The 16,415-nt window shown below is 46.4% G+C and carries 15 protein-coding genes; 14 read left to right on the forward strand and 1 reads right to left on the reverse strand.

The window, feature by feature from the left end:
- Positions 1–235 precede the first annotated feature (235 nt).
- Positions 236–787, forward strand: coding sequence for a PEP-CTERM sorting domain-containing protein (locus HCJ96_RS15350; RefSeq protein ID WP_169211969.1), 552 nt, complete (start codon positions 236–238; stop codon positions 785–787).
- 126 nt (positions 788–913) lie between these two features.
- On the opposite strand, the gene ppc is transcribed toward HCJ96_RS15350, so the two are convergent.
- On the reverse strand, positions 914–3,535 hold the full coding sequence (ppc, locus tag HCJ96_RS15355; protein WP_169211970.1) for a phosphoenolpyruvate carboxylase: 2,622 nt from the start codon (positions 3,533–3,535) through the stop codon (positions 914–916).
- A gap of 232 nt (positions 3,536–3,767) precedes the next feature.
- Between ppc and bamJ the strand changes: the two genes are divergently transcribed.
- From bamJ to nqrM, 13 genes are all read left to right on the forward strand, one after another.
- Positions 3,768–4,388 (forward strand): BamJ family beta-barrel-assembly machinery protein, encoded by a 621-nt coding sequence (gene bamJ / locus HCJ96_RS15360; protein ID WP_169211971.1) that lies wholly within the window; start codon positions 3,768–3,770, stop codon positions 4,386–4,388.
- A 122-nt stretch (positions 4,389–4,510) separates the two neighbouring features.
- Positions 4,511–5,044 (forward strand): TRAP transporter small permease subunit, encoded by a 534-nt coding sequence (locus tag HCJ96_RS15365; RefSeq protein ID WP_246261465.1) that lies wholly within the window; start codon positions 4,511–4,513, stop codon positions 5,042–5,044.
- A gap of 11 nt (positions 5,045–5,055) precedes the next feature.
- Positions 5,056–6,429 (forward strand): TRAP transporter large permease, encoded by a 1,374-nt coding sequence (locus HCJ96_RS15370; RefSeq protein WP_169211972.1) that lies wholly within the window; start codon positions 5,056–5,058, stop codon positions 6,427–6,429.
- A 12-nt stretch (positions 6,430–6,441) separates the two neighbouring features.
- Positions 6,442–7,533 carry a TRAP transporter substrate-binding protein gene (locus tag HCJ96_RS15375; protein WP_169211973.1) on the forward strand — a complete coding sequence of 364 codons (1,092 nt, stop codon included), beginning with the start codon at positions 6,442–6,444 and terminating at the stop codon, positions 7,531–7,533.
- A 71-nt stretch (positions 7,534–7,604) separates the two neighbouring features.
- Positions 7,605–8,783 carry an enoyl-ACP reductase FabV gene (gene fabV / locus HCJ96_RS15380; protein ID WP_169211974.1) on the forward strand — a complete coding sequence of 393 codons (1,179 nt, stop codon included), beginning with the start codon at positions 7,605–7,607 and terminating at the stop codon, positions 8,781–8,783.
- Positions 8,784–9,221: 438 nt separating this feature from the next.
- Positions 9,222–10,559 carry a Na(+)-translocating NADH-quinone reductase subunit A gene (locus HCJ96_RS15385; RefSeq protein WP_169211975.1) on the forward strand — a complete coding sequence of 446 codons (1,338 nt, stop codon included), beginning with the start codon at positions 9,222–9,224 and terminating at the stop codon, positions 10,557–10,559.
- A 3-nt stretch (positions 10,560–10,562) separates the two neighbouring features.
- On the forward strand, positions 10,563–11,765 hold the full coding sequence (locus HCJ96_RS15390; protein ID WP_169211976.1) for an NADH:ubiquinone reductase (Na(+)-transporting) subunit B: 1,203 nt from the start codon (positions 10,563–10,565) through the stop codon (positions 11,763–11,765).
- Positions 11,755–12,516 carry a Na(+)-translocating NADH-quinone reductase subunit C gene (locus HCJ96_RS15395; protein ID WP_169211977.1) on the forward strand — a complete coding sequence of 254 codons (762 nt, stop codon included), beginning with the start codon at positions 11,755–11,757 and terminating at the stop codon, positions 12,514–12,516. Before HCJ96_RS15390 ends, HCJ96_RS15395 begins: the two co-directional genes overlap by 11 nt.
- Before the next feature lie 12 nt (positions 12,517–12,528).
- Complete coding sequence (locus HCJ96_RS15400; RefSeq protein WP_169211978.1) at positions 12,529–13,161, forward strand: NADH:ubiquinone reductase (Na(+)-transporting) subunit D; 633 nt, start codon at positions 12,529–12,531, stop codon at positions 13,159–13,161.
- A 3-nt stretch (positions 13,162–13,164) separates the two neighbouring features.
- The gene (nqrE, locus tag HCJ96_RS15405; RefSeq protein ID WP_169211979.1) at positions 13,165–13,773 is read left to right on the forward strand and encodes an NADH:ubiquinone reductase (Na(+)-transporting) subunit E; all 609 of its coding nucleotides are present in this window, start codon (positions 13,165–13,167) and stop codon (positions 13,771–13,773) included.
- 20 nt (positions 13,774–13,793) lie between these two features.
- Entirely contained in the window at positions 13,794–15,026 is a 1,233-nt protein-coding gene (gene nqrF / locus HCJ96_RS15410; RefSeq protein ID WP_169211980.1) for an NADH:ubiquinone reductase (Na(+)-transporting) subunit F, read from the forward strand.
- A gap of 65 nt (positions 15,027–15,091) precedes the next feature.
- Positions 15,092–16,114, forward strand: coding sequence for an FAD:protein FMN transferase (locus HCJ96_RS15415; RefSeq protein ID WP_343034741.1), 1,023 nt, complete (start codon positions 15,092–15,094; stop codon positions 16,112–16,114).
- Between the two features lie 11 nt (positions 16,115–16,125).
- Positions 16,126–16,359, forward strand: coding sequence for a (Na+)-NQR maturation NqrM (gene nqrM, locus HCJ96_RS15420; protein ID WP_169211981.1), 234 nt, complete (start codon positions 16,126–16,128; stop codon positions 16,357–16,359).
- Positions 16,360–16,415: the final 56 nt, after the last annotated feature.

Genomic DNA, 16,415 nt, shown 5'->3' on the forward strand with positions numbered 1-16,415 from the left:
GAATTAAACTAGCATCAACCTGGATGCAAACGACTGCTATTCACTTTTAAAAATCCGATTTGCGAAAGCTGTCGGATTTTTTTGTGTCCGCATAATTCTGTCAGATTATTTGACATGCAAATGTAAACGCCCCAGTGAATTTGTTTTAAGTAGCTGAAATTAAAGGAAATTAATTTTGGCCTGAATTGTGCTAAATATTCATTGCAAAAGGTATTGCATATAAAGGGGCATAAAAATGAACAAATTAACAAAATTTTTTATACTACAGCTTTTATTAATCACTGGTGCAGCTAACGCAGCACTGATCACTTCTGTAAATAAAACAACCAATGACGGTGTGTATACACTTTCAACCGAGCAAGCAGATCAACTAGGTGTATCCGGTGCTGATCGAATCGCTTTTTTAAGACTGCGTGAAGGCAACGGTGTTAACTGGAACGTGGGTGATTACTTCAATGTAAGCACAATTTTAAACAGTACCAATAACGATTCGAAAATTATGGGGATCTTTAATGGTTGGAACGTTGACCTGACTTATGTTGGGGATGACTTCGATACGTTTACCACAGCAACCATTGATACGGATTTAAGTGGGTTCGTAGAAGGGATTGCATTCGCGTTCTCTTCGACCTCGGGTAATATCGTGTTCAATGGTACGTCAACCTTTAACGGTGGGCAAACCCGTGGTGACGCCGATTTTCTTACTGCGTCTGTTCCGGAACCAGGCACAATATTGACACTGTCTCTTGGCCTGTTCGGCTTAATGGCTCGCCGTCTGATTAAATAATTCAGTGCGAAAAGGCATCAGCCTTACTTCACTTCAGATTTAATTGATAAAAAACCGATGACGTGTCATCGGTTTTTTTCATTTTATATACAGCGTTTGGTACGACTGCGCTTTGATATTACCGCGTTAACCGGTGTTGCGCATACCGATCGCGATCCCCGCAATAGTGACCATCATTGCTCGCTCAAGCGTCGTATCTGCCGTATCGGCATCAAGTTTACGAATACGGTCGAGTAATTCAATTTGCAGGAAATGCAAAGGTTGCAGGTAGCCTGCGCGAATATTCATCGACTCTTTACCTTTAGGATCGTCCGCCATAATCGTTTGCTGATTAGTTAGCTTAAGTAAGGATTCCACGCTGGTTTTCAATTCTGTGCGCAGCTCCTCACCAAAGTGTTTCAACTCTTCCGGCACCAAGCGTGCGTCATATTCCTCACTGATGCGCGGATCGGCTTTGTGGAATACCATGTCTAGCATGGAAAGACGTGAACGGTAAAACGGCCAGTCTCTGAACATCTCATTGACTACTGCTTCATTACTTGATGCTTTGACCTCATCGATTGCGCGCATGACACCCAGCCAGGAAGGCAAAACCAGGCGGGTTTGCGCCCAGGCGAAAATCCACGGAATAGCACGCAGACTCTCGATGCCACCCGAAGGCTTACGTTTGGATGGGCGACTGCCAAGTGGTAATTTACCTAATTCCTGCTCAGGTGTGGCCACCCGAAAGTAAGGCACAAAGTCGGGATCATTGCGCACTGTGTCACGATAGTTATCTCTCCCTTTTGCCGCCATTTTAGTGATCAATTCCCGCCACTCCTGCTTCGGTTCAGGTGGTGGAAATAACATCGCTTCAATAATCGCACTGGTGTAAATTCCCAGACTGCGTTTTGCCAGCCTGGCCATTCCAAATTTATAACGAATGGTTTCACCTTGCTCGGTGACTCTGAAGCCACCATCCAGCGAACCGGGTGGTTGTGAGTGAATGGCTGCGTGTGCAGGTAAGCCTCCGCGGCCAATAGTGCCTCCACGGCCGTGGAACAAGGTCAGGGTTACATCAAACTCATTGGCGACTTTTACCAGCGCTTCCTGCGACTCGTACTGGGCCCAGCCGGCAGCTAATGCGCCTGCGTCCTTGGCTGAGTCTGAATAGCCAATCATGACGAATTGACGGCCTTTCACGTAACCGCGATACCAGTCAATGGATAGTAAACGCTGCATCACTTCAGGTGAATTGTTGAGGTCATCTAACGTTTCAAACAGCGGCGCTACCGGCATTGGCCACCTTACCCCGCTTTCCTGTAACAACAGCTGCACTGCCAGCACATCAGACGGTTCACTGGCCATTGAGATGATATAGATACCAAAGCCATCCTGACGATGTTGAGCAATCACTTTACAGGTATCCAGCACTTCACGTACTTCTTCAGAAGCATCCCAATTCGCCGGGAACAGTGGACGCTTAGAGCTGAGCTCGCGTAACAGGAATGCCTGCTTGTCAGCCTCATTCCACTGTGCATAGTCACCCAGCCCAAGATAGCGGGTAAGTTCACTGAATACATTGAGGTGGCGTTCTGAATCCTGCCTGATATCCAATCGTAATAGATGCACGCCGAAGCTATGGACGCGGCGAATGGTGTCAAGCAATCTGCCATCTGCGGTCACTTTCATGCCTTTGTCACACAATGAGTTGTAGCAAAGGGTCAGCGGAGTAAGCAGCTCTTCATCGGATTCTATCCAGTTAGAACGATCAACATTTTTGCCCGCCAGATAATCGGAAATGCCGTCACGCGTGGCGATACAGCGTTGCAGTAAAGGGCGCAGCACAGCACGGTAAGGTTCGTTTGCATCACCAGCAGCGTCGCGAAGTGTTTGATTGCAGTCGAACATTGATAATTCGACCTGTAGATTGTCCAAATCCTGCGCAAATAATTTCGCCGCACGTTTGCGCGCCAGCAGTAATACCTGCTCGGTAACCTTTGCCGTGACAAACGGGTTGCCGTCACGATCACCGCCCATCCAGGAACTGAACTGAATGGGTGAAGCATCGATGGGTAAGGATACATCGTATTCCTGTTCCAGCCGCTCATCCAGTTCACGTAAAAACTCAGGTACCGCTTCCCACAATGAGTTTTCGATTACCGAGAAGCCCCAACGTGCTTCATCAACTGGAGTGGGGCGTTCGGAGCGTATCTCTTCGGTATGCCAGGCTTGACTGATAAGATCAGCGATGCGCGTCTCTATCCGTGCGCGTTCGTGTTCAGTTAAGGTTTCCTGATGGATAGTTTGAAGACAGTTGGCCAGCTCCTTATGTTTATGGATGAGCGTGCGTCGGGTCACTTCCGTGGGGTGAGCTGTAAGTACCATATCAATATTCAGTTTGCTGACAGCTTGCAGCACTTTTTCTGGTGATAGATTGGCTTTATCCACATGCTCGAATAAGGTATCGATGGAAGCATCGACATTCATCACACTGTTATATTCCTGCTCGGCGATATTGCCCAGATTTAAAAACTGAGCAAACGCTCTGCCCACGGTCAATAAATCAGCATCGGGTAATTTTCTGAAAATTTCTTTCAGGTGTTCCGACGCTGCCCCTTCACCCTGATATGATGCTCGCCCATCCTTTCGAATAGTTTCTATTCTATCCAGCCATTCCTGACCCAGTTGCGCTTTAATCGTTTGTCCGAGTACTTTTCCCAGGTAGCGCACAGTATCTTTAAGTTCAGCATCATAGTGTGATTGCATTGTATCCTCCTGCTTGACTGCTATTCACCTTACTGTGTGAAAACAGTGATGTCTAACCACAATCAGTTATAATTTAATCCGATTAGTTTGGTTCAGATCTATTTAGAGCAATGTGGACGCAGCGTGAGACTGGATGTGTTACACTATCGCCCGCATACAAATAGTCAGCATAGTTTTTAATTATATCGATTATTTTTCAATCAAAAAGTGTAATAAAATTTCAGGAGTAAATGTGTCAGATAAATTTTCTTCAATTGAATCTCAGGCAAGTTACGGAATCGGCTGGCAAATGGGCGAGCAATTAAAGTCTAATCCTTTTGATGGATTGACGATTGACGCAGTGGTAGAAGGCTTACGCAATGCGTTCGACGGTCAGGAACAGCAGGTTAGCAACGATCAGCTGCGCGATGCATTCGGTGCTATCCATCAACGCATGCAAGCTGAAAAAGCAGAAATGAATAAAACTGTAATTGCCGAGAATGAAGCATTTTTAGCAGACAACGCAAAGCGCGACGACGTTTCGGTTACAGAATCAGGTTTGCAGTACGAAGTAATTGAAGCAGGTGAGGGCGATAAGCCTAAGGCTGACAGCACAGTGCGTGTTCACTATCACGGCCAACTGATTGACGGTTCAGTATTTGATAGTTCATATGAGCGCGGGCAGCCAGCTGAGTTTCCGGTAAACGGGGTTATCCGAGGCTGGACCGAAGCGTTGCAGATGATGCCAGTGGGTGCCAAGTGGCGATTGACTGTTCCTCAGCAACTTGCTTATGGTGAGCAGGGTGCCGGTGCAGCGATTAAACCCTACAGCACATTGGTGTTTGATGTAGAGTTGCTTGATATTATTGGATAATTTTTAAGCGCAACAGCTACCAGAATATTTTTATTCTGGTAGCGTTCAACAGTTGGCAAAGCTTTCATTTGCCATTACCCTAGTCAGCCATGTTAATAACACGTTAATGTCAGGTTGGGGTCATGCCTTCTCCCTCCAATTCATCCGGAATGCTTACGCAGCTAAGTCAGCGGATCACGAAAATTAATCGCTTACTGTGTCTGGTAGTGAGTGTCGCTACCTTACTGATGGTGCTAACAACGTTTGCTATCGTCGTTTTGCGTTATGGCGTAGGCGTTGGCTGGATCGCCATGCAGGAATCAGTCATGTATTTGCATGCGGCGGTGTTCATGATCGGAATAGCCTTCACTCTGGCCGAAGACGGCCATGTCAGAGTAGACGTTTTCTACCGAAATATGTCACAGACTAAGCGCTGCTGGGTCGATGCGTTGGGCACAATAGTATTGCTCTTACCGGTGTGCATTTTTATTTTGTCTTACAGTCTGCCTTACGTTATCGAATCATGGAATTTGTTGGAAGCATCGCAGGAAGCGGGGGGGCTGCCTTTGGTGTTTGTGCTTAAATCGCTTATTCCGTTAGGCGCTTTTCTGTTGCTGCTGCAGGGTATCAGCATCCTGATTAACAATATCAATCAACTTATCAGTCAAAAAAGGTAACAGGCACCGCAATGGAATGGATGGCAGTTGTTCTATTTTTCGTAATTTGTGGCGTATTGTTATTAGGATATCCCGTTGCATTAACGTTAGCAGGCACCTCATTAATTTTCGCCGGTATCGGCGTGTTGTCTGGTGGTTTCGATCCCAGTTTTTTAAATGCGCTGCCCAGTCGCTTTTACGGCATTCTGACCAATCAAACGTTAATCGCAGTGCCGTTGTTCATTTTTATGGGTATCGTGCTTGAAAAGTCGAAGGTCGCTGAGGCGTTGCTGGTTTCAATGGCTCAGCTTTTCGGACGTTTCAAGTCCGGTATGGCGGTCTCTGTGGTTTTAGTCGGCATGTTGCTGGCCGCCAGCACAGGAATTGTTGGCGCTACCGTGGTCACCATGGGGTTACTTTCTTTACCGGCAATGTTAAAGCGCGGCTATAGTCCTTCGTTTGCCAGTGGTGCAATTTGTGCCACCGGCACATTGGGTCAGATTATTCCCCCCTCCATCGCCCTGGTCCTGTTAGGTGATGTGTTGTCCAGTGCATACCAGAAGGCTCAGTTATCGATGGGGATATTTTCGCCTGACTCAGTGTCAGTGGGTGACCTGTTCGTTGGTGCGATTGTCCCGGGGTTGATGCTGGTGGCGATGTATCTTGCCTATGTATTGGCCATGTCATTTTTGTCTGAATCAGCCATGCCTGATAGCAGCGAGCTACATCAGGATACGCGGTTGAAACTACCCAAATTATTGAGCTCGTTGTTGCCTCCGCTGGTGTTAATACTCATTGTGCTGGGTTCAATTTTAGGTGGCTTCGCAACGCCGACAGAAGCCGCCGGCGTTGGGGCCATGGGTGCACTGATACTGGCGTTGTCGCAACGGAAAATGAGCATTTCGCGCTTGCGCGAGGTCATGTTGGAAACCACGAAAATCACATCGATGGTATTTTTGATACTGATTGGTGCCTCAATCTTTTCGTTGGTGTTTCGTGGTTTTGGCGGTGAAGAGCTGGTGCACGGATTTTTGTCAGATTTGCCCGGTGGGATTTTCGCCGCTATGCTGATTGTGATGCTGGCGGTATTTATCTTAGGTTTTATTCTCGATTTTATCGAGATCACCTTTGTAGTTGTGCCAATTATTGCCCCGGTACTGCTCACGATGGGGGTCGATCCTATATGGCTTGGCATAATGTTAGCGGTGAATTTACAAACCTCCTTTTTAACCCCCCCCTTCGGCTTCGCATTATTTTATTTACGTGGTGTCGCCCCTGATAATGTTGCTACCAGCGATATTTATCGAGGCGTTACACCCTTTATCTTGATTCAAATTATGTTATTAATAGCGCTTGCTATCTGGCCGACACTGGTCACAGCATTACCAGATTGGCTATATGGATAACCGGGAAAAACCATGCACAAAATAAAAATAATACTCTCTGCTCTTGTCTTGCTACTTAGTCAGGCGTGTTCGGAAAAACCCACAGAACCTACTTCAGAAGAGCTGGTGGAGGTGAAGAACTACGAGTGGAAACTTGTCACCTCGTGGCCGAAAAACTTTCCTGGACTGGGCCATGCTCCTGAGTTATTCGCACAATACGTGAACGAGATGTCTGATGGGCAACTTAAAATAAAAGTGTATGGCGCGGGAGAGCTGGTGCCTGGATTTGAAGTGTTTGATGCGGTGTCGCAAGGCACCGCGCAAATGGGCCATTCAGGCGCATATTATTGGAAGGGCAAGATGCCCGCCGCCCCCATATTCGCTGCGATTCCGTTTGGCATGAATGCATCTGAAATGAATGCATGGCTGGAATTTGGTGGCGGTATGGAACTGTGGCGTGAACTCTACGCACCTTTTGGGGTAGTGCCTTACGCGGGAGGTAACACGGGTGCGCAGATGGCGGGTTGGTTTAAGCGTGAAATCACCAGCCTCGATGACCTGTCGGGTTTAAAAATGCGCATTCCCGGATTAGGTGGCGAAGTATTTAAAAAGGTTGGCGGCGTCCCCGTTTCGCTTACCGGAGGAGAAATTTTTGTGGCTTTACAAACGGGTGCAATCGACGCATCAGAATGGGTCGGGCCATACAATGACCTTGCTTTCGGGCTATTCAGAGCCGCTAAATTTTATTACACCACACCCTGGCACGAACCAGGGGCCAACCTGGAATTTCTGGTTAACAAAGAAGCATTAGAGGCACTTCCACCCCATCTTAAAAAAATCATTGATGTCGCGACCAAAGCAGTTAATCAGCAAATAATTAGTGAATATGCTGCGCGTAATATTCAGGCCATGCGCAAGTTAACCACTGAACATGGTGTGCAGACTAAGCAATTACCAGACGATGTGTTAAAGGCACTCAAGGCTGCCACCAAAGAGGTACTTGCAGAAAAATCGGCGCAAGACGCGACCTTTAATAAAGTGTATAAGTCGTATGCCGACTTTTATCAGCGTATTGCAAAATACAACGGGCTTTCAGAGCAGGCGTATTTTAATTTACGCGAATAATTAGCTGCTCCGAGTTGTTATCATCGATTGCATGCATACAATACCCGCATCTAAGTAAAGGATAAAATATTATGGTTATTAAGCCGAAAGTTCGAGGCTTTATCTGCACCAACGCTCATCCAGTGGGCTGTGCAACAGCGGTAAAAGAACAAATTGAATATGTAAAGCAGCAAAAAATGGATGCCGAAGGCCCTAAAAATGTGCTGGTGATAGGTTGTTCTACCGGTTACGGTCTGGCTTCTCGTATAACCTCAGCATTTGGGTATGGCGCCAAAACACTGGGTGTGTGTTTCGAAAAAGAGCCCAGTGAAAGAAAAACGGGAACCGCCGGCTGGTATAATACTGCTGCGTTCCATCAAGAAGCCAGAGAAGCAGAGCTATATGCTGATACCCTCAACGGCGATGCGTTTTCGGATGAAATGAAGTCTCAGGTCATCGAAAAAATTAAAGCCGATCTGGGTAAAATTGATTTGGTGATTTACAGCCTGGCCTCACCACGCCGTACCGACCCGGACTCAGGTATTACTTATAAATCTACCCTGAAACCGGTAGGGCAGGCATATACCACGAAAACCTATGACACTGATAAAGATAAGGTTCATGATGTCAGTCTAGAGCCAGCGAATGACGAAGAAATAGCGCATACTATCAAAGTGATGGGCGGCGAAGATTGGGAGCGCTGGATTAACGCGCTAGTGAAAGCGGATGTGTTGGCAGACGGCGCAAAAACCACGGCTTATACTTACATTGGTAAGGAGCTGACCTGGCCAATTTACGGACAGGCCACTATCGGTAAAGCTAAGGAAGACCTGGATCGCGCCGCCGCTGCAATCAATGGTGAACACAGCAACTTGTCAGTCGATGCCCATGTTTCATCATTAAAAGCTCTGGTTACTCAAGCCAGCTCAGCCATTCCAGTTATGCCGTTGTATATTTCATTAATTTATAAAGTGATGAAAGAAGAGGGCACACATGAGGGCTGCATCGAACAAATTCACGGTTTGTTCAACACATGCTTATATGGTGACAATCCGACCCTCGATGAGCAAAATCGTTACCGCATGGACGGTAAAGAAACCAATGACGCGACGCAGGCAAAAATTAAGGCGTTGTGGGATCAGACAACACAAGAAAACTTCCATCAACTGAGTGATTACAAGGGATACAACCATGAGTTTTTGAAGCTGTTTGGCTTTGATATAGATGGTGTTGATTATGATCAGGATGTTGACCCTATGGTACACTGGTAATGAGTGATTGAAGGCCTGCGATAGAGCAGGCCTTTTACATTTCGACTGCCAGTATTCCGCATTTCCGCGCCTTAGACACAATTGTCGATCAAAAAATTGGCGGTTTATCCATTATTTGCATGGCACAAAGTGGCCGGTTAATGTTAAAATCCCGAAATTATGTAGGGGTACTTTAGTTTACTCCTATTTAGATATAGCTTTTCTCATGCATAGCTACGCAATATTCACGGATGACGTCGCTAACAAGCATAAGCTCCACAACTACACAACGCAGTGATCCAGGTATCACCGGGAAGCAATTGTTCTGGGGTAGCACTGCGTAGCCAGTTTGGTGTAAATAGGCTATGTTTTTATGTCATTAGTGCTTTTTTGCATAAGCGTTCGCTGTTTAGCGGTAATGCGAAAGGGTATTTTTAATTTAGAGTAGTGCAAATACATATGATAAAAATCAAGAAAGGTCTCGACCTCCCTATCAAGGGAGCGCCTGAGCAGCAAATCTCCGATGGAGCAGCTGTGACGCGCGTTGCCATTCTGGGAGAAGAATATGTGGGCATGCGCCCAACGATGCACGTACAGGTAGGTGATCAGGTACAAAAAGGCCAGATTCTTTTTGAAGACAAAAAGAACGCTGGTGTTAAGTTTACTGCGCCTGCTGCTGGTGAAGTGGTTGAAGTTAACCGCGGCGCCAAGCGTGTACTCCAGTCAGTGGTTATCAAAGTGCAAGGTGACGAAAAGGTAGTGTTTCCTACCGTTTCTGAAGCTGACATTGCGAACGCAACCAGAGAACAACTTCAGCAAACGCTGGTTGATTCTGGGATGTGGACAGCGATACGCACGCGTCCCTTCAGCAAAGCGCCTGCATTGAATACCATCCCAGTAGCAATTTTTGTGAATGCGATGGACACCAACCCGTTAGCTGCTGACCCTACCCAGATTATTGCTGAACGAGAGCAGGATTTTATCCATGGCTTAAAAGCAATGACAGTGCTTAGTGGCGGCAAAGTTTTCGTAACGAAGGCAGCTGGCGCTAATGTAGCGATTGGTGATGCTGCGGTTGATGTAGAAGAGTTCGGCGGACCACACCCTGCGGGTCTGGTTGGTACGCACATCCACTATTTAGAATCTGCCGGGGCTAAAAAAATCGTCTGGCATGTTAACTACCAGGATGTGATGGCCATTGGTTCGCTATTAAAAACAGGCGAGCTGGATAACCGTCGTGTCGTTGCGCTTGGCGGACCAGCAGCGGTTAAACCGCGTCTTGTACGTACCTTAATCGGTGCAGACATTGGCGAGTTGACTGCCAATGAAGTAATCGATGGAGATGTAAGAGCGGTATCAGGTTCAGTTTTATACGGAACCACAGCACAGGGCGTACATGGTTTTCTTGGCCGCTTCCATCTTCAGGTTTCACTCCTGATGGAAGGACGTGAGAAAAAACTGTTTGGCTGGTTATCACCAGGCTCTGACATGCACTCGGTGACAAATGCATATTTAGGGCACTTGAGTAATAAGTCTTACGATATGACAACGTCCACCAACGGGTCAGAGCGCTCAATGGTGCCAATTGGTAATTATGAACGCATTATGCCGTTAGATATTCTACCCACGCTGTTACTGCGTGACCTGATTTCAGGTGACACCGACAGTGCACAACAAATGGGTTGCTTAGAGTTAGACGAAGAAGATTTGGCGCTTTGTACGTACGTTTGTCCCGGCAAATACAATTACGGCCCGATTCTGCGTAACTGTTTAACCAAGATCGAGAAAGAGGGTTAAGTCATGGGTTTGAAAGCGTATTTAGAAAAGATCGAACCTGATTTTGAACCGGGTGGAAAATATGAAAAGTGGTATGCACTCTACGAAGCCGCAGCCACTATTTTCTACACGCCAGGTAAAGTAAACAAGGCGGGAACTCACGTCCGTGACAGTATCGACTTAAAACGTATCATGATCATGGTATGGATGGCGACATTCCCTGCGATGTTCTTTGGGATGTACAACATTGGTTTTCAGGCCCAGGACGCACTTGCTGCTGGCGCCGGAACGCTTCCAGATACCTGGCAGGCGGGGCTGTTCACCGCGTTAGGTGGAGACCTGGCTAATGCCGGTGGTTTAGGCCTGTTCCTTTACGGCGCCTGTTTCTGGCTACCGATTTATGCGGTCACGTTTATTGTTGGTGGTTTTTGGGAAGTATTGTTTGCCTCGGTAAGAAAACACGAGGTTAACGAAGGCTTCTTTGTTACCTCTGTATTGTTCGCATTAACCTTGCCTGCGACCATTCCGTTATGGCAGGTGGCACTGGGGATTACCTTCGGTGTGGTTATCGCTAAAGAAGTATTTGGTGGTACCGGTCGTAATTTCCTGAATCCAGCTTTATCCGGGCGTGCATTCTTATACTTTGCTTACCCGGCACAAATCTCAGGTGATCAAGTGTGGGTGGCCGCAGATGGTTACTCTGGTGCAACCTCACTAAGTCAGGCTGCTGCGGGTAACTTTGATTACGCTGATATGAACCGCTGGTGGGATAGCTTTTTTGGTCTTATCCAGGGATCTGCAGGTGAAGTGTCTACGTTAGCCATCATTATTGGCGGTTTATTTATACTTTACATGCGCATAGCAAGCTGGCGAATAGTTGCTGGTGTTGCCATTGGTGTGGCGGGCTTTGCCACCTTACTCAATCTTATTGGTAGTGATACCAACCCCATGTTTGCCATGCCTGCGCATTGGCACTTTGTTATAGGCGGGTTGGCGTTTGCAATGTTCTTTATGGCAACCGACCCGGTCTCTGCTGCCTTTACTAATAAAGGTAAATGGGCTTTCGGTATATTTATTGGTGTAATGACGGTACTAATCCGTGTGCTTAACCCTGCATTCCCTGAGGGGGTTATGTTAGCCATTCTATTTGCAAACTTATGGGCGCCGTTGTTTGACTATTTCGTCGCGCAAAGCAACATCAAACGGAGGTTAGCACGTGTCGGCTAAAAAAGAATCTTTAGGAAAAACCGTCGGCATCGTAGTTGCCGTCTGTTTAGTATGTTCAATCGTAGTATCAGGTGCCGCGGTGGGTTTACGCTCAATCCAGGAAACCAACGCTGCATTGGATAAGAAATCAAATATTCTGGCAGCTGCTGGCCTGTATGAAATGGGTATGAGTGGTAGCCAGATTGAATCAACGTTCAGTGAAAATGTTGAACAGCGCTATGTTGATTTGGACACAGGTGAATTTACTGAAGCGCCTACGCCAGATTACGACATGTATAAAGCTGCCAAACAAGCTAATTGGAGCACGAAAGTAGAAGGCAGCAATGTTGGCTTTCAACGTCGTGCAAACGTTGCCTCTGTCTGGTTAGTTAAAGAGGGTAATGATGTTAACCGCATTATTCTCCCTGTTCATGGCAGTGGCTTGTGGGACTTGATGTATGGCTTTCTTGCCTTAGACGCTGACGGTGAAACGGTAGCAGAGCTGGTTTACTATCAGCAGAAAGAAACACCAGGGCTTGGTGGTGAAGTACAGAATCCCGCCTGGCAGGAAAAGTGGGAAGGTAAAAAACTTTACGAAGATGGCGATGTGGCCATTCGCGTAAAGAAAAGTGCTAATCCAGATGATCCATATGCCGTAGACGGTCTATCCGGTGCGACATTAACCAGTAACGGTGTTGAAAACACGATTCGTTACTGGGTAGGTGAAAACGGTTTTGGTCCGTTTTTGAAAAAACAAGCTTGGCGTTCATAAGGGGAGCTTTTCATGGCAGACGCTAAAGAAATGAAAAAGGCTCTCTTTGGGCCGATTCTAGATAATAACCCCATCGCATTGCAGGTACTGGGTATCTGTTCTGCGCTGGCAATTACCACCAAACTGGAAACCGCATTAGTTATGTCACTGGCATTAACCAGTGTTGTTGCGTTTTCTAATTTGTTTATCTCACTTATTCGCAACCAGATCCCATCTAGTGTGCGAATTATTATTCAAATGACGATCATTGCTTCGTTAGTAATTGTTGTTGACCAAATCTTGAAAGCTTACTCTTACGAGATTTCCAAACAGCTCTCGGTGTTCGTTGGTCTTATCATTACTAACTGCATAGTGATGGGACGTGCCGAAGCCTATGCGATGAAGAGTCCACCGCTGATGAGCTTCTTAGATGGCATCGGTAACGGATTAGGCTACTCCTTCATCCTGATTGTTATTGGTACAATCAAAGAGCTGTTTGGTTTTGGAACTATCCTTGGCTTCGAGATTCTGCCATTGGTGCAAAATGGCGGCTGGTATCAGGGTAACGGATTATTAATTCTTCCATTCAGCTCGTTCTTCCTGATTGCGGGAATGATCTGGTTTATTCGTACTATTCGTCCAGAACAAGTAGAGCCTAAGGAATAAGTCATGGAATATTATTTATCTTTATTTGTTCGCTCTGTTTTTGTTGAAAACATGGCGCTGTCTTTGTTCCTTGGAATGTGTACGTTCCTCGCGGTTTCAAAGAAAGTAAAAACAGCAATGGGCCTGGGTGTAGCGGTAATCGTAGTACTGGGTATTTCTGTACCGGTGAATCAGGTTATTTACGTGAATATCCTGGCGCCGGGTGCGCTGGCTTGGGCAGGGTTTCCTGACGCCGATCTAAGCTTTCTTAATTTCTTGACGTTTATTGGTGTTATCGCAGCACTGGTGCAAATTCTGGAAATGAGTCTGGATAAGTTTTTTCCTGCCTTATACAACGCACTTGGTATCTTCTTGCCGTTAATTACCGTGAACTGTGCCATTTTCGGTGGTGTTGCTTTCGCTGTTCAGCGCGAGTACAACTTCACTGAAAGTATTGTTTACGGTATTGGTAGTGGATTTGGCTGGGCAATTGCAATTGTTCTGCTGGCTGCGGTACGAGAAAAACTTAAATATGCTGATATGCCCGATGGAATTCGTGGTTTAGGTTCAGTGTTTATGATCGCGGGTCTGATGGCCCTTGGCTTCCAGTCGTTTACTGGTATACAGCTTTAATAAAGCGTGGGAGCAACTAAATGAATCAGGTAGAAATCTATCTTGGCGTGGGCATGTTTATTGCCATCGTGCTTGCGCTTGTATTTATCATCATGTTCGCCAAGTCGAAACTTGTGCCCAGTGGTGAAGTGAAAATTACCATCAATAATGATCCAGAAAAAGCCATTCAAACAGAACCAGGCGGCAAACTGCTTGGTGCCTTGGCAGAAGCTGGAATATTTGTGTCCTCTGCGTGCGGTGGTGGTGGCTCTTGTGGCCAATGCCGTGTAGATGTGAAATCAGGTGGTGGTGAAATCTTGCCGACCGAATTGGATCATATCACTAAGCGTGAAGCCCGTGAGGGGTGTCGCTTATCATGTCAGGTTGCGGTTAAGCAGGATATGGATATCGAACTTCCTGAAGAAGTGTTTGGTATCAAAAAGTGGGATTGTGAAGTTATTTCTAATGATAACAAAGCCACGTTTATTAAAGAGCTTAAGCTCAAAATTCCAAATGGTGAGAGCGTACCATTCCGTGCCGGTGGCTACATTCAAATTGAAGCACCCGCTCACCATGTTAAGTATAAAGACTTTGATGTACCAGAAAAATTCCGCGGTGACTGGGAGCGTTTTGGTTTCTTTGATATCGAATCTAAAGTAGACGATGAAACTATCCGTGCTTACTCCATGGCAAATTACCCAGAGGAAGAAGGGATTATTATGTTGAACGTGCGTATTGCTACGCCGCCACCTAATAACCTTTCTTTACCAGCAGGTAAAATGTCATCGTACATCTGGAGTTTGAAAGCGGGTGATAAAGCCACCATTTCCGGTCCATTTGGTGAGTTCTTTGCTAAAGAAACTGAAGCTGAAATGGTCTTTGTTGGTGGTGGTGCAGGCATGGCGCCCATGCGTTCGCACATCTTCGATCAGCTTCGTCGAATTAAGACCAATCGTAAAATCAGTTTTTGGTACGGTGCCCGTTCACTTCGCGAAATGTTCTATGTAGAAGATTTTGATATGCTGGCTGAAGAGAATGACAACTTCGAATGGCATGTGGCTTTATCAGACCCGCAGCCTGAAGATAACTGGGAAGGGTACACCGGCTTTATTCACCAGGTATTGTTGGAAAACTACCTGAAAGATCACCCAGCGCCGGAGGACTGCGAGTTTTACATGTGTGGTCCACCAATGATGAATGCCGCCGTTATCAATATGCTTAAAGATCTCGGGGTAGAAGACGAAAATATCATGCTTGATGACTTTGGTGGTTAAGTAACGATAAGCGTTGTAAAAAGGGGGCGAAACGCCCCCTTTTTTAGATTTTATAGAGAGAAACTGTGTTGAGGCAAACAAGTGTAGCCATTGTGTGGCTCGTTACTCTTTTATTTTTGGGTGGTTGTAGCGATACAACACTTCCCGTGGTTCATCTGCAAGGTGAGACCATGGGCACCACCTATAATGTCAAGTATGTGGTAGACGGAAAAGAAGGTCCTGCCGGCCTGCAAGAATCAATTGATTTACGCCTGGCTGAAATAAACCAGCTGATGTCAACGTACGATCCCACGTCTGAGTTGTCTCGTTTCAATCAGAATCGATTTACCGACCCGATAACCTTGTCGACGGAGACTGCGCTGGTCATTCAGGAAGCAATCAGGTTAGGAGAGCTTAGCGACGGCGTACTCGATATTACGGTGGGACCGCTGGTAAACCTATGGGGGTTTGGACCTAACAAGCGTCCAGAGCGTATTCCAGATGACAATGCAATAAGGGATGTGCGCGAATATGTAGGGCTGGATAAAATCCAGCTGAATGGAACTGCGCTTAAAAAATTGCACCCTATGGTCTATGTTGATTTATCCACTATTGCCAAAGGATATGGCGTCGATGAAGTGGTTTCGATACTGGAGGAGCACAAACTGTCCAACTACCTGGTTGAGATTGGGGGTGAAATGCGGGTATCTGGACATCGTGGCGATGGTGACGAGTGGCGAATTGCTATTGAGAAGCCGGTTTCTACCCAGCGGAGTGTGCAACGTGTTGTCTCTATTGGTAAACATGCCATTGCAACGTCAGGCGACTATAGAAATTTTTATGAACAAGATGGGGTTCGTTATTCGCACTTAATTGATCCTCGTACAGGAAAGCCTATTCAACACGATTTAGTTTCCGCGACTGTGGTCGATAAATCATCTATGACCGCAGATGGCCTGGCTACCGCGTTTAATGTAATCGGCTGGGACGACGCAAAGGCACTAGCGCAGGAACATAATCTTGCTGTCTATCTGATTCGTAAAAACGGGACTGAATTCGAAGAATATGCGTCCGATGAATTTAACCGCATTGTAGAAATGCACGATTAAAGAGGTTGTTGATGTCGACATTTATACTAGCATTTTTTTTCTTTTTGGCGATGGTTCTCGCTATGGCCGTTGGCTTTCTGGTGCAACGTAAAAGCATCGCTGGCAGCTGTGGGGGGCTGGGCGCATTGGGTATAGAAAAAGCCTGTGATTGCCCCGAACCCTGTGATCGTAAAAAAGCACGAATGGAAAAGGAAGAAGCACGCCAGAAAAAACTGGATGAATGGAAGCAAAACCAAATTCTCTAATTCTCATGCTGCCTGAGAATCAGGCAGCCCTCTTTTTGCAGCATATACCCCTAATG

It is taken from the genome of Alteromonas ponticola (genome assembly GCF_012911815.1).
Taxonomy (GTDB): Bacteria; Pseudomonadota; Gammaproteobacteria; order Enterobacterales; family Alteromonadaceae; genus Alteromonas; species Alteromonas ponticola.